At 69.3% G+C, this 21,729-nt stretch carries 24 protein-coding genes; 4 read left to right on the forward strand and 20 right to left on the reverse strand.

The annotated features are described in order from the left end of the window. Positions 1 to 50 precede the first annotated feature (50 nt). Entirely contained in the window at positions 51 to 362 is a 312-nt protein-coding gene (locus tag ACWF79_RS06140) for a transposase (RefSeq protein WP_453726907.1), read from the reverse strand. A 205-nt stretch (positions 363 to 567) separates the two neighbouring features. Here ACWF79_RS06140 and ACWF79_RS06145 point away from each other — a divergent pair, with 205 nt between their 5' ends. The 4 genes from ACWF79_RS06145 (at position 568) to ACWF79_RS06160 (ending at position 2,488) form a co-directional block, all read left to right on the forward strand. Then, positions 568 to 780: a hypothetical protein gene (locus tag ACWF79_RS06145; protein ID WP_453726838.1), complete on the forward strand. Its 213-nt coding sequence runs from the start codon at positions 568 to 570 to the stop codon at positions 778 to 780. Beyond that, positions 777 to 1,304: an endonuclease/exonuclease/phosphatase family protein gene (locus ACWF79_RS06150; RefSeq protein ID WP_453726839.1), complete on the forward strand. Its 528-nt coding sequence runs from the start codon at positions 777 to 779 to the stop codon at positions 1,302 to 1,304. Before ACWF79_RS06145 ends, ACWF79_RS06150 begins: the two co-directional genes overlap by 4 nt. A gap of 159 nt (positions 1,305 to 1,463) precedes the next feature. Continuing rightward, on the forward strand, positions 1,464 to 1,733 hold the full coding sequence (locus tag ACWF79_RS06155) for a GNAT family N-acetyltransferase (RefSeq protein ID WP_453726840.1): 270 nt from the start codon (positions 1,464 to 1,466) through the stop codon (positions 1,731 to 1,733). Then, positions 1,730 to 2,488 carry a hypothetical protein gene (locus ACWF79_RS06160; protein ID WP_453726841.1) on the forward strand — a complete coding sequence of 253 codons (759 nt, stop codon included), beginning with the start codon at positions 1,730 to 1,732 and terminating at the stop codon, positions 2,486 to 2,488. The genes ACWF79_RS06155 and ACWF79_RS06160 overlap by 4 nt, the downstream gene beginning before the upstream one ends. Before the next feature lie 152 nt (positions 2,489 to 2,640). Here the strand turns inward: ACWF79_RS06160 and ACWF79_RS06165 are convergent, their stop codons facing one another. The 19 genes from ACWF79_RS06165 to ACWF79_RS06255 all read right to left on the reverse strand — a co-directional run bounded on the left by ACWF79_RS06165 (position 2,641) and on the right by ACWF79_RS06255 (position 21,155). Further along, entirely contained in the window at positions 2,641 to 2,889 is a 249-nt protein-coding gene (locus tag ACWF79_RS06165; protein WP_453726842.1) for a hypothetical protein, read from the reverse strand. Positions 2,890 to 3,080: 191 nt separating this feature from the next. Then, positions 3,081 to 3,974, reverse strand: coding sequence for a serine/threonine-protein kinase (locus ACWF79_RS06170; RefSeq protein WP_453726908.1), 894 nt, complete (start codon positions 3,972 to 3,974; stop codon positions 3,081 to 3,083). A gap of 379 nt (positions 3,975 to 4,353) precedes the next feature. Beyond that, the gene (locus ACWF79_RS06175; protein ID WP_453726843.1) at positions 4,354 to 7,986 is read right to left on the reverse strand and encodes a LysM peptidoglycan-binding domain-containing protein; all 3,633 of its coding nucleotides are present in this window, start codon (positions 7,984 to 7,986) and stop codon (positions 4,354 to 4,356) included. A 7-nt stretch (positions 7,987 to 7,993) separates the two neighbouring features. Continuing rightward, positions 7,994 to 8,455 (reverse strand): TadE/TadG family type IV pilus assembly protein, encoded by a 462-nt coding sequence (locus ACWF79_RS06180; RefSeq protein ID WP_453726844.1) that lies wholly within the window; start codon positions 8,453 to 8,455, stop codon positions 7,994 to 7,996. After that, the gene (locus ACWF79_RS06185; RefSeq protein ID WP_453726845.1) at positions 8,452 to 8,910 is read right to left on the reverse strand and encodes a TadE/TadG family type IV pilus assembly protein; all 459 of its coding nucleotides are present in this window, start codon (positions 8,908 to 8,910) and stop codon (positions 8,452 to 8,454) included. Before ACWF79_RS06185 ends, ACWF79_RS06180 begins: the two co-directional genes overlap by 4 nt. Continuing rightward, complete coding sequence (locus ACWF79_RS06190) at positions 8,907 to 9,329, reverse strand: TadE/TadG family type IV pilus assembly protein (RefSeq protein WP_453726846.1); 423 nt, start codon at positions 9,327 to 9,329, stop codon at positions 8,907 to 8,909. The genes ACWF79_RS06185 and ACWF79_RS06190 overlap by 4 nt, the downstream gene beginning before the upstream one ends. A gap of 39 nt (positions 9,330 to 9,368) precedes the next feature. Next, positions 9,369 to 10,064 carry a hypothetical protein gene (locus tag ACWF79_RS06195; RefSeq protein ID WP_453726847.1) on the reverse strand — a complete coding sequence of 232 codons (696 nt, stop codon included), beginning with the start codon at positions 10,062 to 10,064 and terminating at the stop codon, positions 9,369 to 9,371. 41 nt (positions 10,065 to 10,105) lie between these two features. Next, on the reverse strand, positions 10,106 to 10,294 hold the full coding sequence (locus tag ACWF79_RS06200; RefSeq protein WP_453726848.1) for a hypothetical protein: 189 nt from the start codon (positions 10,292 to 10,294) through the stop codon (positions 10,106 to 10,108). 13 nt (positions 10,295 to 10,307) lie between these two features. Beyond that, a complete protein-coding gene (locus ACWF79_RS06205) occupies positions 10,308 to 11,204 on the reverse strand; it encodes a type II secretion system F family protein (protein WP_453726849.1) in 897 nt (298 codons plus the stop codon). Beyond that, a complete protein-coding gene (locus ACWF79_RS06210) occupies positions 11,201 to 12,121 on the reverse strand; it encodes a type II secretion system F family protein (protein WP_453726850.1) in 921 nt (306 codons plus the stop codon). The genes ACWF79_RS06205 and ACWF79_RS06210 overlap by 4 nt, the downstream gene beginning before the upstream one ends. Next, a complete protein-coding gene (locus tag ACWF79_RS06215; protein WP_453726851.1) occupies positions 12,118 to 13,686 on the reverse strand; it encodes a CpaF family protein in 1,569 nt (522 codons plus the stop codon). Before ACWF79_RS06215 ends, ACWF79_RS06210 begins: the two co-directional genes overlap by 4 nt. Next, positions 13,679 to 14,545: a hypothetical protein gene (locus ACWF79_RS06220; protein ID WP_453726852.1), complete on the reverse strand. Its 867-nt coding sequence runs from the start codon at positions 14,543 to 14,545 to the stop codon at positions 13,679 to 13,681. Before ACWF79_RS06220 ends, ACWF79_RS06215 begins: the two co-directional genes overlap by 8 nt. Before the next feature lies 1 nt (position 14,546). Further along, entirely contained in the window at positions 14,547 to 15,233 is a 687-nt protein-coding gene (locus ACWF79_RS06225) for an SAF domain-containing protein (RefSeq protein ID WP_453726853.1), read from the reverse strand. Between the two features lie 37 nt (positions 15,234 to 15,270). Beyond that, on the reverse strand, positions 15,271 to 16,023 hold the full coding sequence (locus ACWF79_RS06230) for an ATP/GTP-binding protein (protein ID WP_453726854.1): 753 nt from the start codon (positions 16,021 to 16,023) through the stop codon (positions 15,271 to 15,273). A 137-nt stretch (positions 16,024 to 16,160) separates the two neighbouring features. Then, positions 16,161 to 16,742 carry a hypothetical protein gene (locus ACWF79_RS06235; protein WP_453726855.1) on the reverse strand — a complete coding sequence of 194 codons (582 nt, stop codon included), beginning with the start codon at positions 16,740 to 16,742 and terminating at the stop codon, positions 16,161 to 16,163. 312 nt (positions 16,743 to 17,054) lie between these two features. Then, on the reverse strand, positions 17,055 to 18,008 hold the full coding sequence (locus tag ACWF79_RS06240; RefSeq protein WP_453726856.1) for a replication-relaxation family protein: 954 nt from the start codon (positions 18,006 to 18,008) through the stop codon (positions 17,055 to 17,057). Further along, positions 18,008 to 19,849, reverse strand: coding sequence for a hypothetical protein (locus ACWF79_RS06245; RefSeq protein WP_453726857.1), 1,842 nt, complete (start codon positions 19,847 to 19,849; stop codon positions 18,008 to 18,010). Before ACWF79_RS06245 ends, ACWF79_RS06240 begins: the two co-directional genes overlap by 1 nt. Positions 19,850 to 20,304: 455 nt before the next feature. Continuing rightward, a complete protein-coding gene (locus ACWF79_RS06250) occupies positions 20,305 to 20,814 on the reverse strand; it encodes a hypothetical protein (protein WP_453726858.1) in 510 nt (169 codons plus the stop codon). After that, complete coding sequence (locus ACWF79_RS06255; protein ID WP_453726859.1) at positions 20,814 to 21,155, reverse strand: hypothetical protein; 342 nt, start codon at positions 21,153 to 21,155, stop codon at positions 20,814 to 20,816. The genes ACWF79_RS06250 and ACWF79_RS06255 overlap by 1 nt, the downstream gene beginning before the upstream one ends. Positions 21,156 to 21,729 lie beyond the last annotated feature (574 nt).

Below are 21,729 nucleotides of genomic sequence, written 5' to 3' on the forward strand. Positions count from 1 at the left end.
CGAGACCGGCCGATGGCATGGTCCTCCGGTTCGTCGGCCGGGGCCTCTTCTTACGGGCCCCGGCCGCGTGCTGGTGAGCTCGCACGATCGTGGAGTCCACGACACAGCCCAGTTCGGGCCCTCATCGGCACCGCCTCGGCCATCAGCGCGGTGAAGACACGCTCCCAGGCGCCGTCGATGGCCCACATCCGCAGCCGGTTGTAGACGCCCCGCCAGTTTCCGTACTGCTCCGGCAGATGAACGCACTGCGTTCCGGTCTGGAACTTGAAGGCGATCGCGTCGATCACCTCACGGTGCTCCCGCCAGCGACCACCCCGGTGTCCGGTCCAGGAGTAACGGCTCGATCCGGGCCCACTGAGTATCTGTTAACGGCACACCGAGACCGACGACCGACTGATCCAAACGAAACTGCCTAGGTGTCCGGTCCACGTCCTCTTGCCCGAGGCTCGACGCTGCCCGGCTGGCGCGAGGGTGACGTCCTTGGGGGGTGTTGCAGCCGTCGGTGTTGTTGAGGTTCTTGTTCAGGTGCTTGTGGAGGTCCGCCGGTATCTCTCGCGGTGCTCGGCCGTGGCGGGCTTCTGGTCGGTGGCTTCGAACAGCGGCATCAGCGTGCCTGCAGCGGCTCACCGCCCCCCCGACAAGGAGCCGGTGCCGCTCGGGATCGAGCGGCCCATCCTGCACGCGCAGATCGACATCGACCACGCAGCACCCGGCCGCGTGCTGCTCATCATCACCGTGCATCTGAAGTCCAGATCCCGACCGACATCCCCGGCCAGGTGATCGACCCTCAGAAGGGCATCTGGCGCAGCGCCGACAGCTGGGCCGAGGGCAGCTTCCTGTCGTCGATGAAACGCATGAGCCAGGCCCTGGAAGTCAGGCGTCTGATCGACCAGATCCTCGACGACGATCCGGACGCCCGCATCATCGTCGCCGGTGACTTCAACGCCGAGCCCGAAGAGGTCCCGGTCCTGGCGATCTGCGGCAACGCCGAAGACACCAACAACGGCAACCTTTCCACCCGCGTTCTGGTCCCCATCGAGCACACCATCCCCAGCGAGGCCCGTTACACCCTGTTCCATCACGGCCGCGGCCAGATGATCGACCACATGCTCGTCACGCGCAACCTGCTCGCCCACTACCGCGGTTCAGAGACACAACCAGACGTCCACGACGACTCCCTCGCCTTCGCCAGGGACAGCAAGTACCCCGAGTCCGACCACGCTCCGTCGTCGCCACCTTCGACTTCGACTGACCCTCGCAACGCCCCGCACGTCAGGACCGTTGCTGAGAGCCGCTCAAGATGAGCATGTCCGGGGTTGAGGAAGGACCGCCGAGATCCTCCGGCAAGCCTTGTCGATCTTCATCGTGTCACCGGGATGCTCGGGGTGCCGATCGCTCCGTCCAGGATTTGGCATGATGCTCGGGTGATCGTTCCGATACCTGCTGTTGTACCCCTGGGCCGGATGCGCCAGACCGAGCAACCTGTATTCGGCCTGACCAACGGCCTTGAGGTGCGCCCGTGGTGCCCTGATGACGCCACGGTCCTCATGAACTCATGCCAGGACCCGGACGTTCAGCACTGGAATCGGCCGGGACACTTGTCTCTGGATGACGCGCGCGACCGGATCGCTCGCTGGGACAGGCGCTGGGGGACTGAGGAGGCAGCGATCTGGGCGATCGCCCAACCGGAGGGCGGCAGCCCGGTGGGCCTGATCGGTCTGGCCCTGTGGTGAACCTCGATCAACCACGCGCGCGCCTTCGTCTCGATGCCGCGCTGGACGGCCTGGCCGTCACCTTCCGGGGGATGACCGCTCACCCGGAGGAGTCCAACTGCGAGTGCCATTGGGGTAGCGCGGAAGACCTCGGGCGGCTCAAGGCGGCGGAGGTGGAGCTGGACTTCGATCTCCTGCAGCGTACGTGGCAGGCCACCGACTGGACGGACAAGGCGTCTGTGCTGCGCCGGATCCTCCCTCAGTTCGCCTCGGCTCTTGTCAGCGGCCTCATCAAGCCTCTCTTGGGTATGGAAGAGGTCGGGCTTGCGTTCGCTCTTGGTAAGTGGCGGGAGTGGCCTGCGGAGCAGGCCGCTGCGGTGGAGGAGTTCCTGGGGTCGTGGTGGGCGTACACGCTCATCGATCCGGCTCCCGCGGTGTCGGTGCATGACCTTCTTGTCCTGTGTGCGGAGGCTTCGGGCACGCTCAGTCCGTGGCTCGAGGCCTGGGAGGCGTTGCGTGATCCTGTTGCGGACGGACACCTGGCCGAGGCGGCGGACCACTGGGAGTACGACTTGCTCGGTGACCAGCTTCCCTGGAGCGCTTGGGAGGGTGAGGAGGAGATGCGCGCAGAGCTGACTGCTTGGCTTGTGCGCCACGCGCTTGGCCGTCTTCGTGCCTGTGGCGTACGGGAGGACCTCCTCCACCGGATACGACTCCTCGGCGTCACCGGAGTCGACCGCTGGGAGGACCCGCACTGGCCCGGCCACCGCTACTGACCGGCCAAACCGCCCGGCGTTCCTTCTCCGCGGGCCAGGCTGCGTCACAAGGGTCGGCGACGGAGCCGAATGACGTGATCGCCGAGGCGCGGGGATACGTCACGACCGGGAGCGTGTGTGGTCTTTCGTCCGCAGCTCAGCCGGTGACGAGTTCACCGAGGAGACGCTGCGCTCTGGGCCGCGGGCCCTGTTGTGTGCGCGTGCGGGGAATCCGATGCCAGCCGGCCCTCCCGCTCACGGCGCTCCAGCCGGATCAGCGTGAGGCGGTCCTGCAGATCCTGCTTCGCCTGCCGCCGACGAGCGCCCCCGTACGCGTAGAGCGCGTTCGGCCAGAGGGTGTAACCCTCCAGAACGCGGTCGAGGGGGTTCTGCAGGGCGCAGAGCGCCAGCCCGAGGAGCACCGACCGCTCAGCACTCCGACAGACAAGGTCGTGACACCCTCCGACCACGGCCTCACGGAGTCCCCTGTGCGCCGCAGGCTCGGCCAGACGGCCACAACGAAGAGGCTCACGTTCAGCGCGGTCGGCAAGAGCCATCCCACCAGCACTGTCCACATTCCACCGAGAGCGCTCCTGGCGATGTCACCCACGCTTCACCACTTGTCGTCATCGTCGCCGAACGGCGGTCCAGGCGGCGTGCTTCCGGGCGACTCGCCAGGCGGGGGTGAGGCTGGCATGGGGGCCGAAGGATCCCGGTACGGCATTGGCACGTCGAAGCCATCGGAACTGGTGGCTGAACGGAAGGCGCTCACGAACTGCCAGCACCAGACGTATCGGTCCTCGGGAGACTTGGCCAACACCTTGGCCATCGCAGCATCGGCACCGGGCGCGATCTCGGGGAGTGTCTCGGAAAGGGAAGGCGGCGGATCGTATTGGTGCGCCCACAGCAGCGCCAGGTCGCTATCGCGCTCGAAAGGCGGCTTCCCGGTAAGGGCTTCGTAGACGACGCAGGCCAGGCTGTACTGATCGCTCCGGCCATCGACGGGACGCCCGGAGATCTGCTCCGGTGCCAAGTAGTCGAGCGTGCCCACGGAGGTGAACCCACTGAGCGACAGAGATTTCTTCGGCAACCCGAAGTCTGTGAGGTAGACGTGCTCGTGGTGGTCGCTGTCAGTTCCCGCGGAGACCAGGATATTGGCGGGCTTGACGTCCCCGTGCACCAGATCGTGCTCATGGGCCGCGTCGAGTGCCGAGGCCACCTGGGTGGCGATGCGCAGGGCGGTCGGTACCGGGAGCGAGCCTTCCCGGTCCAGCAGTGCCCGCAGGTCGAGGCCGGGGACGTACTGCATGGCGATGTACAGGCCACCGTCGGTCTCGCCCGCTTCGAAGATCGGCAAGATATGCGGGTGATCGATCGCGGCTGCCAGGCGTGAGTCATACACGAAACGTTGACGGAAGGCGTCGTTCCGAGCAAACTCCGGCGCAAACAACTTCAGAGCGACCACCCGGTCCAGTCGCAGATCCATCGCGCGGTAGACGACGGACATTTCCCCATGGCCGATTTCGCGCTCCACCTTGTAGCCCGCGATCTGTGCCCCGATCAAGCAGCCACCACCCTTACGCCGGAGGCCGCTTCAGGATCGCCTCGGAGGTCGTCACCGCAGCACCGAAGCCCTAGTGAAGGGAAGGCCGCTGGCCCAATGAGCCGCTCGTCCGCACTCAACTCCAACCAAATGGGCTTACAACTGGCTGCTTGGTCGCTGGGGCATGCGTGCAGCGCTTCGGCCAGGAGAGGCCACCTCCCAGCGCGTAGCGCCGCCGAAGGCGTCCAGCTCCAAGGAGCCCCATCAGCCCGAGAGTCCGCTCAACGCACTGTGGGGTGGACCGGTAGTTCGGCGGTCCACTCACAGTCCACTTCCGGATCGGTCAGCGGCGCGTGACCTGGGCCATGCGGATGGTCTCGGCGGTCTCTTCCTCCATGGCCCATCCGTTGTCGACAAGGAGCGTCTCAAGGCGCCGGATCGCGTCCCCGAGGCCGGAGCGATCCCCCAGGAGCGCCAGGGCGCGGAAGCGGTGACGCCACAGTTCCTCGCGTTCGCGGGCAACCTCCAGGCCACGGCCGGCGGCCCAGAGCGCGCCGCGTCCGTTCCCCGCTTCGAGGTACCAGTTGGCCAGCATGCTGGCGCTGTTGACCACCATGTCGTTGATGTCTTCCACGATCGGCTCGGCCCAGCTGTAGTACGTGGAGCTGACGCCGGAGAACGGGCGGCCGCGGACCAGGTCGAGTGCGCGGTGGAGGAGGACCACCCCTTGGGGGCGCGGGACCTGGAGAGCGATGTCGTGTAGGAGCTGGAACTGGATCCAGTCGCACTCCACCCCGACCAGGCGGTGGCCGTCGGCGTGCTTGGTCATGCGGCGGAAGAAGGGTTCGCCTTCGTCGTCGAGGCCGAGCCATCGCCGGACATCGCGCAGGCGGGTGTTGCGGGTTTTGGGGTTGGTCAGCCCGCCGCGCGGCGAGAGGACCTCGTCGACCTGGGGAGCGGTGGCACCGGGGTGCAGGACGAGGAAGGCGGCCAACTCTAGGGCGCGGGTGTGCCGGTTGGAGTCGACGGTGCCGCGGGCTCCGGTGACCTCCACGGAGCCCAGGATCTTGACCAGGGGCCGGTCGTCGGGGAAGTCGATGTCCGGGATCTCCGCCGCGGTTGCCGGGCCCGCGGCCTCGGCGGCATCGGTGGGGGACTGGAGTGTGACGTCGCCCAGGGCAGGGGCAGGTGCGGGAAGCCGGAGGCTGATCTGGGGCAGGGCCCGTGCGGGCAGGACGGGTACCACGGAGGCGCTCGCCACGCCGTCACCGGCAGCCTTCACATCAGCTGCGCCACCAGCGGCACTGGTGTCCCCGGCTACATTCGGCGAGTCCTCCTGGGAAGGGAGGAACTGCTCGGGCAGATCCGCGGCATCAGCGTTGCGGGGCGCGGACTCGTGATCCCGATCCGTTCCAGCGCCGGAACCTTCCCCGCGGGCTGTCTCGCCTTCGTCGTCCTCTCCCGCGTCCTCAGGGTTGTCCTCGAGGTCGGCGAGGACGGCCAGCAGGCTCGGAGACGCTCCACTCGTGACGGATTCCGAGCCGGACGCCGGGGCGGCGGCGGCCGGGGGAGTAGCGACCAGTCCGGGGGCGGCGCCGGGCAGCAGCTTGCTCAGAGGGACAGGATCGGCTGGAGGAACATCGGTGGGGGAGTCCGCCGTCAGCGCGAGTTCGAGGACGTCGGCGTACTCCTCGTCGGTGCACATCGACAGCACACAGTGCAGGGGGGTGTTCGGTACCGGGAGGGCGGTGCTGTCGGTGTCGATCTCCCACCCCCCGCCGCTGGTAGAGGGGGCCGGCTGCGCGCTGCTGGTGATGACGACGGTGGAGGACAGCGGCTCGTCGGCCAGGATCCCGGCGAGCTGCTCCATGGCCTCGGCGGCGGGACATGTGTCCAGATCGGCAAGAACCACCAGGGGATGGAACTCCTCGGCATCATCCGAGACACGCGCGTGGAACAGGTCGGGAAGGCCCGAGGCGGTCAGGAGTCGCTGCTGGTCAGCGTGGTGGCCGCGGGCCGCACGGGCGGCCGTGTCCAGGTTCTCGTGCGGATGGACGCGCTGGGAGTCGAGCATGGACAGGCCCGGGGCCGTGTCCTCACCGGCCACGAGGACGTCGATCTGGCCGCTCAGCGGTGACAGGGCGAGCGAGATACCCAGAGTGCGCAGCAACTGGGTGCGCCGACTGCCGGTCAGGTGCAGTGCGCCGAACTCCTCCACGTCGACCAGGAGGATGCCTCCCATGGAGTCCTCGCCCAGCGGCACGAGCCCCGGGTAGGGCGCGGAGACGTCGACTAGCGACTCCTCGTCCAGGAGGTCGGCGGAGTCCGCCGGGCACCACCACAGACCGGGCCGGCCCTCGACAGCCGTGAAGGGAGTCACCGGCTCGAGAGCGCTCGGCTCCATGCCGTCTTCGCTGCCTGCTCCGGTGGCGGACAGATGCAGCAGGACACCCTCGGTGCCCAGCTGGACGGCGGCGACAGGCGGCAGAGCCTGCTCCTGGGCAGCGAGCTGGACGGCGAGGGTCCGCAGAACAGTGTCCAGCAGCCGCAGTTCCGTACTGGAGTCCACGCTCCGCAGGGCTTGTTCGGCCGCCGCGGTGCGACCGGTCGGCATCGCGATACGCCGGCCGTCGCCGCGCCTGCGCCGCTGCAGAGCCCTCCGACGCCGGAGCATCATCACCACACCGCCGGCCACCAGACTGCCGCCGGCGGCGTACAGGACGGTGCTCAGGGAGGAGTCCTCGTCGCTGTCTCGAACAGCGGGCGCGGGCGCGGGCGTGCTTGTGGTGCTGGCGCTGGGGGTGGGTGCGGTACCGCTCGGAGCGGGAGCAGTCTGAGAAGGAGACGGGGTCGCGGCCGGCGGATAGTCCTGGTCGGCCTCGGCGTCCCCGTCGGGGGTGTTGTGCTGCGGCTTGTCGGCGTTCTGCGTGTTGTCGGGCTTGGCGGGCGTCTTCGGCTTGGCGGCCTGCCGGTCTGTGGGCGGTGCCTTGGAGGCCTTGGGCTCGGGGAGGTCCAGTACCTGGCCCGGGAAGATCAGGTTGGGGTTGCCGAAGGTGCCGCCGTCCGGGGTGGGTTCGTCCTTGTTCGCCTCGTAGATGGCTGGCCAGTCGCTTGGGTCGCCGTGTTCGTCGGCGATCGACCAGAGGCTGTCGCCCTTGCGGACGGTGACGTGGTCAGGCCGACCGGTGCCGTCGTCCCCCATGGCGGTAGCGGTCTCTTCGGCAGTCTCAGCGGCCTTGTTCTTGCTGTCGTCGCGCTGAGCTGAGACGTTCGCGGTGCTGCCGCGGACCTCGGGCGCGGTGCTGGCGGCCGGGGCGACGGGCCGGGCGTCGGCCGGCAGCTTGATGGTCGCGCCCTTTGGGAGGTACTGGTCGCCGGCCACCAGCTGGGGAATCTCCGGGTTGAGAGCGGCGATGTCCTTCCACCGTGTACCGGCACCGAGGTACTCCTCAGCCAGATCCCACGGCAGCTCGGTCGTGGAAGTCACCGTGTGCTTGGGCCAGTCGGCGGTCGAGGCGCGGGCTGCCGGTGTGGCGCTGGAGGCTTCCGCCGCCGTGGCGCTGCCCATCGTGTGGGTCGCGGCGGCGGCGACCGTGGGGAGGGTGGCGGCCGACGCGGCGGTGGGGGCAAGCAGGACGATGCCGCCGATGAGGAACGACGCGAGCGACTGCAGTCCGCCAAGTCCCTTAATCCGGGGCGCGGAGCGCCGCCGGAGTACGGCCATGAGCTCCAGGAGGACCGAGAAGGTGAACGCCGCCCATCCCGCCCAGCCGATGCAGGTCAGGGTGACCAGAAACAGGGTGCCGTCGTCCTGCTCCAGCAGGCTGAAGCCGTCGGCGAGTTCGGTGGGTTGGTGGCCCACCTTCAGCAGCAGGTATGGGAGACCTGCGACCAGGGCCGCGAGAAGAGCGAGGCCGAGCAGGGCCCGAAGCAGGGCGCCGATGGCGCGTAGCGGGGCGGGGGTGCGGTGAGCCATGAGTTGCTCAGCCTCCAGCTTGGGTCTGCAGATGGGCTTTCGCGGTGCCGGTCACGGTGATCGTTCCCTTGCCCACGAACTGCGCGAAGAACGTGTTGTAGGTGTCGGTCACAGCGACGGTGATGGTCTGCCCGCCGTCGGTGACCGTCACGTTGCCCTGGACGCCCGCGTCGGCGAGATAGTCCTGTGCGGCGCCGACGGCAGCATCCGGGTCGATGGTGATCGCGGTGCCCTCGATGGCCTGGGCCGGGTCGAGCTGCTGACCGGCCGCGCGGGCGGCTTCCTGAGCGAGGGAGGTGGCCCGGTTGGCCGCGTTCAACGCCCCGCCGCCGTCGACGAGGAGTCCCATCACCATCAGGATCGCAAGCGTCGACAAGGCGAAGTACAGGGACATCGAGCCGCGGTCGCGGCTTCGACTGCCCCGGGCGGCGCGCAGCTGGGCGGCGAAATGCTGAACGTGGGATCTCACTGGCGGCCCCTGTAGGTGTCGATGGGGCTCGTCCAGGACGCGGTGAGTGTCTTGGATCCGGGCAGGCCTGGCAGCCCGATGTCGGAGAGATTTGCTGTGCAGGCGATCGTGGCGGTCACGTTCGCCTCCACGCCGAGGTCGAGTGCGTAGCCGCCGGTGTCGATGACCACGCTGGAGGTCTGGCACGTGATGCCTTCACCCTCGAGGCTTCGGGTTACGGCCGCCTGGGCTTCGGCCTGGGCGGCGCCTGCGTCGCGCTCCAGTGAGGCGGCGCGGGCCGCCGCGCGGGCGGCAGCGTCCACGGCGCCGATGGCGTCTGTCACCCGTCCGAAGGCGACCATCAGCAGGAGCAGCCCGATCAACGCCGGGGCGAGGACCGCTGTCTCCAGCGCGTAGGAGCCGCGGTCGCGGCGGAGGCCATACGCGAGGCGTTCACGTTTAGTGCGGATGCTCACGGATTTGTCCACCGTTCGACGGGAGCGTCGGCGTGCTGTACGACGTCGAGGGTCAGACCGGGAACGAGGGTGGCGACCGTGCCGCGGACGGTGATGCGGATCTCCTCTGTTGTGCTGCCGGCCGACGACACGCTCGCGTCCCGGACGCTGTCGCCGAAGCGGTTCAGGAACGTCTGTGCCTGGGCGACTCCGTCGCTCTTGCTCGCGCCGAACTGCCGCCCGGCCTCGGCGCCCTGGCGGGCGGCGGACTGGGCGACCTTGCGGGCATGGAAGTACAGACCGACCTGGATGGCGGTGAAGACCAGGGCCAGGACGACGAGGGCGAGGACCGCGAACTCGACGCTGGCGGCACCGCGATCGGCCTCGCGTCGATCCGCGAAGCGGCATCTTCTGGCTCTGCGGTCTCGATTCCCGGTCATTCTTGCCTCGATCGTGGTGTGGTCTGGAGGTGTGACGGTCTAGGGAGTTTGGTGGCCGAGGAGAAGCCGGGCTGCCGGAGGACAGGGGCGCCCCACAGCGGCGCAGCGTTCTTCGAAACCGGGTGGGAGCCAGCCGCGGGTGAGTAGACGGGGATGGCTGGGGAAGTTGCAGTAGGCGGCCATGGCGAAGATCAGCGAGGTCCACGGTGTGTGGAGGCGGACGGTGATGGGGTTGTTCGCGACGCTGACGTAGTGGGTCTGGAACACATCAGGTGCGACGAGATCGATCTGGCTCAGGCCCGACCAGTACAGGTGGGCCGACCCGTTCGGGTTGGTGGGATGGACGAAGTACGCCCCTTTGAGAGCGACGGTGACCTCGCCTGTGCCGTCGGAGACCCAGCGGGGCTGTGCGTTGCGGGCGGCTTCTCGGCGGCGAGAGGCGTTGCCGATGGCGGCGCCGAGCTGGCTGCCGATCACGAACGACGGACGGCCAAAAGCGACGACCTGATTGTGCTGGTAGCGCCCATTACCGAGGGCGCGCCACGTCGATTTGAGGGCGGGGCCTGTCACGAGAGCGCGGTCGCCGCTGCGCAGGGGAGCGGTTGTGGCGACAAGCGGGCGTCGGGCGCTGTTCCCCTGGCTGACGTCGGCGAGTATGTCGCAGGTGTGCCAGAGGTACTCGTCGAGCGGCGACCATGGTGGGGATCCCTGCGGGTGGACGGGGCTCTGGGACACGGGCTCTCCTGGTCGTTGGCGGTGGCGATGAGCTGGTCTGGTCAGCCGCCGTTGATGATGCCGATCTTCTCCAGGAGCTTGGTGCGAACCGCGACCACCACCAGGCCGGCGGCGAGCAGCAGCGCACCGGCCATCATCGCCAGCTCGAGGGTGGACTGCCCGGCGTCGCGCCCGGCCTTGAGTGCTGCGTAGCGGCCGCGGATCCACACGGTCAGGGTCTGGATGTCCATGAGGGGTTCTCCTTCAGCTTCCGAGGATGGTGATCGTGATGGGGATCATCACGAAGACGAGCATGAGGATGACGCCGAACGTGACCGGCAGGATCATCGCGGCGCTCGCCGCATTGGCCTGGGCCTTCGCGTCGGACAGCAGCGCGATGCGCAGCTGTCGGGCCTGGGCCTGGAGGGTGGTGTAGACGGCAGCCCCGTCACCGGCCAGGGCAAGGGTGTCGGCCGGCCGGGTCAGCTCGGGGATATCGAGCTCGTCGCCGAGCTGCTTGAGGGCGTCCCAGACGGTGACGCCGGCGAGGTCGGCTTCGTGGAAGACCTGCCGCATGCGCACGAAGATGAAGCCGTCGCCGACCTCGGCGGTCTGGGTCAGTGCCTGAGCGGCGCCCGAGTTGGCGATACGGGCCAGCGCGACGCGCTCCAGGTAGGAGGCGGCGGCGTGCCGGACGATCAGGCGGGTGGCAGCCGCGTCCCGGGCGACTTCCTTGCCGGGCCAGAACCAGAACAGTCCGGCCAGGACCAGAGACAGGACGACGGGAACCTCAAACGGCCACGGTGTACCAGCCAGGGCGAACAGGGCCTGGAACAGCTGGGGCAGCACGAGGCCGTACACGGCGAACAGGAAGCGTTTGCCGAGGTGTTCGGCCGGGCTTTTGCCCAGGAGGTTCAGGTCCTTGACGGGCAGGCGGAGGCGGTCGCCGAACTCGGCGAACAGCCGTGAGCCGACACGCTCCTGCAGGCTTCCGCTCCCCTTGGGCGCGGCCGACGGCAGCAGGGGGCCGCTGGTCTTGCTGACGTCCAGACGGTCCAGCGCGGAGGCGAGGTCGCGGGGGGCGGGCACCGCGGCGCGGACGGCTAGTCCGATCAGAGCGCCGGCGGCAGCCGCAGGAACGACGACCTCCATGGGGATCATCGGGTGCCTCCCGTGGCGGTGGTGAGCTGCGCGGCCGGGAGCGGGTCGATCAGCCGCGGGTCCGGCTTGGTGCGGGCGATACGGCGCAGCCAGGACAGGGTCCAGGCGAAGAAGCCGCAGAGAACCGCGAGGACGATCTGCCCGAGCGGGGTCTGGTACCAGGCGGACCAGGCTTCGTTGAGCATGCAGCCGACGACGACCAGGCAGATGACGATCGACACCATGCGGCTTGACTTGCGGACCTTCGCTCGGTCGGCCTCGATGTCGCGGGCGTCGGCGGCCTGCTGGTGGATGGTGACCGCCAAGGCCTCGAGCGCGTCGGACAGGCCCGGGCCCTTGTAGACGGCGTGGGACTGGAAGAGGAGGACGACGTGGTCGCTGACGCCGTCAGCGAGTTCGTCGGCGAACAGCGCGAAACCGGTGTGGGCGTCCATGCCGGTACGCAGCCGGTCGGCGAGAGCCCGCACGTTCGCCGCGATCGGGGCGGGTGCGGCCTTGGCGGAGGCGCGGATCGTCTGCGGCAGGCTGATGCCGGCCTGGTGGACTCCGGCCAGGTGGTTGAGCCACTGCCCGAGCGCTTCGAGGCGCTCGATCCGCTGGATCGCTGCGGTGCCGGGGTTGAGGACGTAGGGCAGGCCGAGGACGGCGGCGCCTGCGAGGAGGCCGTGGACGGGCCAGCCGGTCCAGGCCCACACCACCAGCGTGACGACGCCGGCGGTGATGACCATGTGCCGCCAGCGGCGCTGCCACTTCTCCGGCAGCTCCGCCTTCGCACGCTGGATCCGGCCGGTCATCGGGGATTTCGGCTTTGCCGGATCGGGAACGCGGCCGCGGATCTCCCGGACCGCGGCGACGATCGCGAGGAGAGCGAGGGCGGCGCAGCAGGCAGCGACGAGGGCGAGCTGGGAGGTCGTCATCGGCGGCCTACCGTCTGCAGCGGCCCGAGCCAGGCACCGAACGGGTTCTCCGTCAGCCACTGCCTGTTGAACAGGCCCGTGCGCTCCAACTCGTCGATGAACGTCGGCATGTTCTTGAAGACGGCACGGAGCTCCCCGGCCTGGGGCGCGAAGAGTTCAGTGGTGACGGGGCGTCCACCCTCACCGACGACGTCCTGGACCTCGTAGATGGTGCTCACGAACCGGTGCTTGCGCCCTCCGATCGCGGTCTCGTCCAGGTAGGTGAGGTAGACGACGACATCGATGGCCGAGGCGATGAGGTGGTGCGCGGCCTCCGTCTGCATACCGGCCTCGGTGCACAGCTGGACCAGACGGCTGATGATGGCGTGCGGTCGGCGTACGTGCAGGGTGCACATCGAGCCGGAGCCGCCGGAGGACATGGCGTTCAGCATCGGCACGATCTCCGTGGAACGCACCTCGCCGACGATGACGCGGGTGCCGTTGTAGCGCAGGGCGGTGGGGAAGATGTCGTCGATGGTGACCTCGCCGGCCTTATCGCCGCCGCGGATCTCCCCGTTGGACTGACGGGCTTCGAACGCGAAGGTGATAGGGCCGGGCTTCGGGCCGGGCTCGTCCAGGTAGAGCTCGCGGTCCGACTCCAGCGTCACCAGGCGCTCGGCGGGCGGGATCTCCCGGCCGAGCGCCCGCAGGAGAGACGTCTTGCCGGCGCCCATGTCACCGACGACCAAAATGTTCATCTTGGCGTGGACGCACGCCGCCAGGAACCGCTCCAGAATCGGGTTGATGGAACCCCACTGGACGAGTTCGGCGATGCCGTGCTGGCGGATGCGGTGGCGCCGGATCACCACCGACGGGCGGGTGGTCAGCAGGGACGCGGTGACACGGGAGCCGTCGGGCATCCGGAAACCCACCATCGGGGTGGCCTGGGTGAGCGAGCGTTCGCCGTGGCCGGACAGGCCGGCCATCCGGTTGACCCAGGCGATCAGCTCTTCATGAGAGTCGGCGACCTTCTCGATCGTGCGGCGCGGCCGGTCGTGGTACTCCACGTAGGCACGCAGACCATCGACCATCACGTCCTCGACGCCGTCCTCGTCGAGCAGCGACTGCAGCCTCCCCCCGCGATACATGGAGTCGAAGACCGCAGTGTCGATCGCCGCTTCCTGCTCAGTAGTGAGCGGGGTGTTGCCCTGCGCGTACTTGGCAGCCCAGTCCGCGACCGCGTTATGGACCAGCCGACGGGCGAGCGCGCGGCGGTCGGCCTCGTCGAGCAGCTTGTCCGGGTCTTCGGCGCTGAGCTGCCTGGACACCAGCGCCTGAAGGTCCTCGATCACGTCCCAGCCGACCGGGATCTCGCCCGGCATCCCGGCCAGCCGCGGCACTGCCGCCGGACCGGCTGCGCTCGCTGGCGAGGCAGGGCCAGGGACCGCCGGTGTGGGGGCAGAGGCAGGGGCGGTGGGGTAGGTCGGGCGGGGCTGTCCGATCCGACTGGCGAGCAGAGTGGCGATGTCCTCGCGGCCCATGGCCGGCGGCCCGTTCACGCCGGGCCGCTGGTGAGTGTCAGCCACGTTCCCCTCCCCTCTCGCCCAGCCGCGCGATGACCCCGGCCAGCACCGGGTTGGCCGGGCGCGGGTACTGCTGCTGAATACGGCGGCGCGACGCGGCCGCTGCGAGGTGCTCGGTCGCGGTACGGGCATGCAGCAGCAGCGGGCTGCGCACGTACCCACGAGGCGGACGACCACCGTCGGTGAAGTAGCCGGCCGTACCCGGGTCGAAGGGCAAAGCGGCCAGGACCGGAGCCTCGAGGACTTCGGCGACCCGGTGCGCCCGGTAGGGGCCGTTCTCGATGAGCAGCAGCCCGAGCGCGTCGGGCCCGTTGCCGCGTTCAGCCAGTTCGGCCCGCAGCGGGCCGATCAAGTGCTTGGCCAGGGTCAGGGACTGCTCAGTTCCGCGGACGACGAGAAGAACCAGGTCGGCCTGGTGCAGCAGAGGCGCCGGGGTCAGCGTGGTGTGCAGCCGCCCGGACTCGAGCGCGAGACGGCCGGCGTCGACGAAGACGTCGTATCCGGCCTCTTCGGACAGGACGTGCACGACCTCCGACAGCGCGGGCCACGTCCGGACGAGCGCGGCGGCCTGCAAGGGATCGGTCAGCCCGGGCAGGAGCTTGCGGTGTCCGGCCTCGTCCATCGGCCAGAGGTGAGACGCGAAGGCCTGCGCGAGAGCGTCCGGGCTGGTGCGCTCGGCGGCTGCCAGGTGGTACAAGCCGTATCCGGCGCTGGGCGCGCCCTCCAGGAAACCGGCACGGACCGTGCCGCCGGACGGGTCGCACTCGGCCAGCAGCGAGAGCCGCTTCGAGGCAAGGGTGAGCGCGAGCGCGGTCGTGGTGACACCGCAGGACTTTGCGGAGACGAGTGCGGTAACGGGCATGTCAGCTCCGGGGTTCGCGCACGAGAGCGATACGTCCCTGTGCGGCGCGGGTGGCAAGCAGCGGGCCATCGGACGGGGCGACAGCGAGGTTCACCACAACGTTCCCGGAAGCATCCGGGCGGGAGACCGTGACGACGACCGCGCTGACCGTCGACGGCGGAGGCTCGACGTCCTTCCCGGACGGCTGCTCGCCCTGGGCCGGAGTGGTGACTGCGAGGACCTTGTCACCGGGAGCGAGGGTGCCCGCCGGGGCTTGGCCTCGCTTGACCTGAACACCGACCTGCTGGCGGTCGTCGCCCAGACCGGTGCCCGTAGCCAGCTGCGAGGCGGTCAGCAGGCCGCCTTTGCGTAGATCGACCGCCGGCCGCTTCCCCACCATCGACGCCTTCTGCGATGCCGGCACCGGGGTGAGCGCTGCATCGGCACTCACCTCCGCGACGATCAGGTCCCCGTCCGTCAGAGCCTGCCCGGCGGGAACGTCACGGGCGATGGCCAACACCTTGGTGCGGTCGCTGGCGGACGTGACCGCCGTGGCTGCGCCCAGACCGGCGACGACGGCCAGGACGACGCACAGCGCGGCGATCGACCAGCGGCGCTCCCGCTTGACCGGGGCGGTGGTGGTGATGGGGAGATCGGCGCGCGTGGGAGCAGCCGGGCGCGGCACCGACGGCGCAGCAGGGGTGTCCATACGGGATGTGCCTCTCGAAGTGCTGAGCGGGGGAGAGCTAGTTGAGTACCTGGACCTCGACGACGGCGATGTCCACGGCGCTGCTCCGGGTCTCGGTGAGCTGGCCGGTCTGCCCGCTGGTCGCCTCCCAGTCGATCGTCCAGGTCGACGTCGCGGTGACGTGGTACTTGCCGGAGTGCGTGGTCGAGGACGGCGCGCTGTAGCGGTAACCGCAGTCCGGCGAGGGGTTCTTGCCATACTCCGGCTTGTAGGGGGTGCCGGCCGTGGTGCAGGTGACGGTCTTCCCGTCGCCCATCTGCCAGACAATCCGGTCGACTTTCGCCGTCGCCGTCACCGTGATTCCGCCGGCCGACGCCGAGGCGACGTTCGGGCCGTAGGTCTCAGGGCCCGTCGCGGTCCACATGTAGACCGGCATCCCGACTACCCCCTTGCCGCCCGGCTTCGGCGTGATGCCGATCTGCGGACCGCGCAGCACCATCTGGTCCACGGCCTGCTGTGCCAGGACGACAGGATCAACTGTGGCTGCTGCCGGAGGCGTGGCGGCCCAGAAGTTCCGGACGACCGTGAACGGGTTCAGCCCGCCGCCGTCCGTACACCGTTCCTCGTAGACCGCTCCGTCGCCGGGCTTGTGACCCTCCCAGTCCAGGCTGTCGGCGGGCGGCTGCGGGTCCAGAACCTTGTAGGTGCACACGGGCTGAGTGGCGGGCTTGTCCTGGGCCGCGCCGCCTCCGCCTCCGCCGGAGGTCGACGACTCGCCGCTGCCGCCGTTCCCGCCGCCGCTTCCGGGCACGTCCACTTCCACCTGGCAGGAGAAGACACCGCACGTTGTTCCACCTCTTCCGGGAGAGGGGCCGTCGGCGTGGGCGGGGACGGTTAAGGCCGCCGCGGTGAGGGCGAGCGTCGCGGTGGCAGCTGCACGTCGCCCGGTCAGCACTTCTTCCCCTGCGGCTCGTCGCGGATGACGCGCCAGCCTTCGGGCCAGCGCTCGACCGTGGTCTTGATGAGATACCGGGTGAGCCGGTTCGCCGGCATCGTCGCCGGCTTCTTCGTGCCCGCGTCGACCGTCTGCCAGCGGGAGATGTCCAGGCAGCTGGAGAGGATCACGTGCGGGATCTTGCGGTTGATGTCCGTGTTCGTGGCGGTGGGGTTGTTCACCGTCACGCTGCCGACGATCAGCAGGTTCCGCTGGTGCAGGCTCTTCGCGTCCAGCTCGGCCTGGGACAGCGCTGCGGATGCGGCGTACTGCTTGAGGTTCGCGGCCTTGCCGGTCCTGTCCGCGTAGAGCTTTTCCATCTCCCGCCAGTGGGCCAGGTACGTGGCGGTGGCTTCCTTCTTCGCCGTTTCCTTCGGGTCCTCCGTCTGAGTCGGCGTTGCTACCGGAGACGAAGAAACTGGTGCCGTGCTCGGCGGATTCTGCGCTTCATTTGCGGCGCATCCGACCGCCAGGGCGGAGACGGCGCACGCCAATGTGATTTGCCGCCAGCGGTTCCGATTGAGCGTGCGCTTCATCGATCGCCTCCCCGTGTGTGTGCAGTCTCACCTGCGCAGAGTTCTCGCTGGTTGCGTACTGAGTCTGCAAGGTCTGGCCCATACGTTACGCAAAGGGTCGCCGAACTACACAGCCGGTAATGGAACTTGAGGGCACTGGCAGGACTGATGAAGCCGCGAAACAGGAACAATCCGGCAGAGTGTTCTGCAGGGTGTCTTCCGAAGGAACAACAGCTCTGTGTGTCGGTCACCGTATGGATTCCTTGAGTCTTTTCTGGGGTGCCGGACAAGCCGGATGGATCGTCGGTGCCAACCGGCCTCCCGGCGTGGGTGTCAGGTGCCGGTCAGCGAGGTCTCTAGGAGGACGTCGCTGGGGGAGGGCTCGCCGAGGAGAGGTGTGACGATCGGTGCGAACGGCCCCCGCTCTCTGAGCTGCTCCAGCACCGTGATGCCGACGGCGAGTTGAGGGGTGCGCCGGACGCGGGCATCGGCGGCCGCCAGGGCGCGCAGGTCCTCGGTCCGACGTCGCAGCACCTGCTCACTGGCTCCGGTGAGGACGATGAGCAGTCGAGGAACGGCCGGGTAGCGGTCACGCCAGGCCTCGCGGCCCGCCCCGGTGCTGTTTGTGGAAAGGCGGTGACCGGGCGGGGACGCGGGCACGTAGGTGGCGTATCGGGCGTACGAGGTGAGCTTGCGTCCCAGACGCCCGACCTGCATGGTCGCGCGGTCGATCTCGAGGAAGTAGGTGAGCAGCCGGCGCCCGGCGGGAGTCGCTCGCGTGTAGCGCAGGACGGCGTCGGGGATGAGCAGGGCATCGTCGCCCAGCCGGTTCTCGCCGTCGCGTACCCGGTGGACGAGTTCGGGCTCCCAGTCCAGCGGACTGCATTCATCGCCGAGGGCCTGGGCCCAGGTGTGGAAGGCGAGTCCTGTTTCCACGACAGCCAGCGTGTGTTCCTGGAGCTGGGAGGCGGCGGTCTCGGGACTGATGCGGTAGGCCCGGCCGGTGACCTCCCGGCTGCTTTCGACGATGTCCGCGCCGCGGGTGGTGACGAACCACAAAAGCTCGGCGCCGCCCATCCTCCCTGCACGTCGGGTGGTGCAGTCCACCAGGTCCAACTCGCGGAGCTGGTTCAGGATGCGCCGCAGGTAGACCGGGCGGTGGGCGTGCGGGGTCAGCATCCGGTGGAGCTGGCCGGTGGCGATGAGGCGGTGCTGGTAGACGATGGGCAGGAGCTGCTGGCCGAGGCGGGGCAGGCTCGCAGGGGCGGGGGACAGGGCGGTGGTCATCAGCCGATCTCGCTTCCGCTGGTCTTGCGCAGCCCGGTCTGGGATGTGCGTGTCGGGGCGGTGGGGGCTTGGGTGGTGAGGGCAGCGAGGATCCGGTCGTCCAGGCCTGGCCGGGTGTTGGTGTCGTCGCCTTCGAGGTTGCGCAGGATCTCTCCGACCGTGCGGCGCCCCAGGTTGATGTCCACGGCCTCGTCCAGGTCGGGCAGGAGGCCGGGGTGGTGGTAGTTGGCGAGGGCCTCGTGTAGCGCCACGCCGGCAACCCGGAATGGCGTGGTGCGCTCCCCGCGCAGCATCGTGGACATCACGTAGTGCCACTTCGGCAGCGACAGCAGCGTCTGAGGGGAGATGGGCTCCATCCGCTTGGTGACGAACGCGGCCTCGTCGCTGTCGGCGGCGGCCGCGGACAGCAGCGACTGGTTCTGCATCAGCGCCATCCGCGTCTCGCTGCTCAGCCGCATCGCCATCTGGGTCATCCCCATCAGCCGCAGCTCGTACTTGCGCAGCTGTTCCAGGATCGCGGCGACGTAGCCGCGGGAGGCCCCGTCGATGGCGGTCAGCTCGTCGCAGAACGCGAACATCGTCGCCAGCTGGTCCTGGTCGATGCCCTCCCTCGAGCAGCCGGCGCGAAACAGGTCGAACAGCAGCAGCGAGGTGATGATCTGGTCGGACGACCCGGTGCCCGAGCAGCGCAGCAGGACGATCTTCGAGGTGTCCATGGCGTGCCGCATGTCGTAGGTCGAGCGCGGCTGGCCCAGGAATGCCTTGAGGGAGTCCGACGTCTCCAGCTGTTCCAGGGTCTGGGTGACCACCGGGACCGCGCTTCCCTCGTATTTGGGGAACGTGGTGCGCCAGAACCGGTGCAGCTTGACCGGAAGGTGCTCCAGGACGCCCTCGCGCCACTCCTCGTCGGTGAGGAGCCGGGTGATCGTGAACAGGGTGGGCTGCAGGTCCGGGCGTCCCCGGCGGCACATTTCGAGGGCCAGGTGCGCGAGGATCTGCACCGCGTGGGAGAGGATCGCCCTTGCACGCGGCGCCCCATCGCCCCAGCCCTGCGCCGAGGCCAGACCGCCCACGACCGCCCCGATCACGTCCTGGACCTGCGCGGCGCTGCGGTGCTCCATGGACAGTGGATTCCATGACCCGACCCGCGACGAGGGATCCTTCACGCTCAGGTCGATCACCCACACCCGCTCGCGGACCGCGGGATGTGTCAGATAGGGCATCGCCCGCTTCACCGCCGCGCCGTGCGGGTCGAGGAACCACACTCCCAGCCCGCCGTAGGCGAGCGTGATGGCCTGGAGCAGTGCCAGCTCGCTCTTGCCGAACCCGGATTTGCCGAACGATGCGCCGAATAGCACATCGTCCTGGGGCACGGCCGCGAGCCGGACCTTGCCGTCCGCGCCCAGGACACGCCCCAGCGGTACCATGCCGGGCTGGCCGGTCCACTCCGGCAGCCGCGCGGGTGCCGGCGGCACCACCCCGCCGGTCCGCACCACGTTCGCCGCCTCGCAGTGCACCGAGGCTGGCTTCAGCAGCGCGGCGACCTCCCGGGCCGTCACCCACTGACGTTTGGCCGGAGCGAACTCCCCGGTCTGGTACCGGCGGTCGAACGAGGACCGGCGCCACCACACATTGCTGTAGGGCCGCCACCCCGTGCGTCGCGGCCCCACGGGCCGCCACCAGTTCTCCCCGCTCCAGGCGTCCATCACCGTCATCACCTGGTGCAACAGAGCCTGGGCCCGGGCCGGATGCCGCGCCTGGACCCGGATGAGGATCTGTACCGCGAACACCTGCGTGTCCATGCCGGGCAGGAACTTGCCCACGCCGTCGGCCAGGTCCATCTGACGCGGCAGGCGCGCTGGCCGGCCCCGCTGCTGACCGGCACCGAGCGGAGCTCCGCCGTTCAGGCCCTGAAGTACCTGACCGAACCCCGACCGGCCGCCGCTTCCCGTGCCGGTCCCGAGCTGCTCCCCGTACGCCGACGGACCCCGCCGGGCTGCTCGCCGCATCAGCCGGCGCCGCCACCGAGCCACCCTTCGGCTCGACACCGGCACCAGATCCACGATCAGCTCGGCCCGTTCCCCCCGGTCGCTGTCGGCATGCGCACACGCGGCCGCCATCATCTGCAGCGGGTCCGGGCTGAGGCTGGCCGCGGTCAGCCGCCGGTGATCGGGCCGGGCGAGGACCAGTTCCGCACGCGCTACATACCGGCCTTCAGCCTTCGTATCGGATCCCGGGCCAGGTGCGAGATCCGCTGCCGTGGCCCGGAGGGGCTGCTCTTCCGTCAGTACGCCGCTCATCCCCTCGTCTCCTCCTCGTCGTCCGTCATGCCGGTCATCGGGGGGATGTTGGTGAACCGGACCGGCCGGACCTCGATGCCGGCGCGGCTCGTCTCCCGGACGTCGACGTCCGGGAACGACGGCAGGCGCAGCAGGCCTGCGGCATGGCCAGGGCCTTCCAGCCGGGTCGCCAACTTTCCGTCCACGCTTCGGTGCCGCATCCTCACTGCCGTCGCGCGCCGCGGCAGCCACCCGGCGGCCGCGGGGACCCGCGCGAGGCGCGCCGCGTGCCGCTCGATCCCCTCCGCCGAAGGATCGAAGGCGGCCGAGGGCAGCAGGTCGACCGCCACCCGGTGCGCGAGCGCGAGGCGGGCCCGGCGCCGCCACCACACATAGGCCGCCCCCCAGAGCCCTGCACAGAGCAGCGCGGACGGCACCAGCCACCACAGATGTGCCCATAGGTTCTCCGCGACCGAAGCGGCCACGGTGGTGAAATCCGTGAACGGGGCGAGCAGGGCCTCGCCCATCACCAGCCTGCCTTCGGCGAGGGAAAGCGCGACGGGCGGCGATACCGCAGCCTCGGATCTATCCCGCGCACCGGATCGGCGACCGAGTACCAGCCGCGCCGCACGAGGATCGCCCCGCACGCCAGGAACAGCACCGGAACCTCGGGCCAGCCCCGGTGCGCGGCCGCGGCCTGGGCCACCGACTCCCCTATGAGCGGCAGGTTGTTCAGGTCACCACCCCACCACCAGCCCGGAAAGCAGCCGACCACGAAAACGACGGCGAGGAGCCAGCCAATCCAGTTGACCAGCACATCCACCGCCGCATCCCGCCGCCCGAGCAGGTGCTGTTCGTCCGATGCCATCGGGTACTCCCCGCAGGCCGGGGCGGCCTCGCGCCGCCCGTTCACTACCCGCAAGGACCCTCAGCCCTCAGAACGTGACCGGCCGGCGCAACGAAAATTCGAGCGTGCCGTCATCGGGTCTGAGGAACAGTGGTGCTCTTCGGGCCTGACATGCCCTCAGCACAGGCCCTCGATGGCTCGGCGAGGAGGGGCGCAACTCCAGCCGAGCAGGTGGCATGAGGGGAGCACGATTGGAGCTGGCAGTCCAGACGGCGTTGATCTCGGTCGAAACGGCGCTGGTGACAGCGCTCGCCACGCTGTGGCTGAGCCCCGGCTAAGCGGCGCATCGTGGAGGTGCACACGGCCCGGGACCGGTTCCTAGCAAGCCTTATGAAGGTGACCACCATTTAGTGCTCGCCTGAAGAACCCGCCCACGCCGGGCCCGGAAGATCACGCATGGACCCGATGATGCGTGAGCGGATCGACGGCGAGCGCACCCGGTGGGTCGGACAGCTCAACGAGACGACGGAGTTGATGGTCGACGCCCCGGCGACGTACGCAATGAGCTGACTGTCGACCTACTTTCGGTGGTTGG

The sequence above is a fragment of the Streptomyces sp. NPDC054975 genome, assembly GCF_053609105.1.

What these genes read in the sequence shown, in the direction of transcription:
- ACWF79_RS06155 (WP_453726840.1), top strand. Translation starts at nt 1,464, where the DNA reads ATGCGCCAGACCGAGCAACCTGTATTCGGCCTGACCAACGGCCTTGAG.
- ACWF79_RS06170 (WP_453726908.1), bottom strand. Translation starts at nt 3,974, where the DNA reads ATGTCCGTCGTCTACCGCGCGATGGATCTGCGACTGGACCGGGTGGTC.
- ACWF79_RS06175 (WP_453726843.1), bottom strand. Translation starts at nt 7,986, where the DNA reads ATGGCTCACCGCACCCCCGCCCCGCTACGCGCCATCGGCGCCCTGCTT.
- ACWF79_RS06190 (WP_453726846.1), bottom strand. Translation starts at nt 9,329, where the DNA reads ATGACCGGGAATCGAGACCGCAGAGCCAGAAGATGCCGCTTCGCGGAT.
- ACWF79_RS06200 (WP_453726848.1), bottom strand. Translation starts at nt 10,294, where the DNA reads ATGGACATCCAGACCCTGACCGTGTGGATCCGCGGCCGCTACGCAGCA.
- ACWF79_RS06205 (WP_453726849.1), bottom strand. Translation starts at nt 11,204, where the DNA reads ATGATCCCCATGGAGGTCGTCGTTCCTGCGGCTGCCGCCGGCGCTCTG.
- ACWF79_RS06210 (WP_453726850.1), bottom strand. Translation starts at nt 12,121, where the DNA reads ATGACGACCTCCCAGCTCGCCCTCGTCGCTGCCTGCTGCGCCGCCCTC.
- ACWF79_RS06220 (WP_453726852.1), bottom strand. Translation starts at nt 14,545, where the DNA reads ATGCCCGTTACCGCACTCGTCTCCGCAAAGTCCTGCGGTGTCACCACG.
- ACWF79_RS06225 (WP_453726853.1), bottom strand. Translation starts at nt 15,233, where the DNA reads ATGGACACCCCTGCTGCGCCGTCGGTGCCGCGCCCGGCTGCTCCCACG.
- ACWF79_RS06235 (WP_453726855.1), bottom strand. Translation starts at nt 16,742, where the DNA reads ATGAAGCGCACGCTCAATCGGAACCGCTGGCGGCAAATCACATTGGCG.
- ACWF79_RS06240 (WP_453726856.1), bottom strand. Translation starts at nt 18,008, where the DNA reads ATGACCACCGCCCTGTCCCCCGCCCCTGCGAGCCTGCCCCGCCTCGGC.
- ACWF79_RS06245 (WP_453726857.1), bottom strand. Translation starts at nt 19,849, where the DNA reads ATGGACCTGGCCGACGGCGTGGGCAAGTTCCTGCCCGGCATGGACACG.
- ACWF79_RS06250 (WP_453726858.1), bottom strand. Translation starts at nt 20,814, where the DNA reads ATGGGCGAGGCCCTGCTCGCCCCGTTCACGGATTTCACCACCGTGGCC.
- ACWF79_RS06255 (WP_453726859.1), bottom strand. Translation starts at nt 21,155, where the DNA reads ATGGCATCGGACGAACAGCACCTGCTCGGGCGGCGGGATGCGGCGGTG.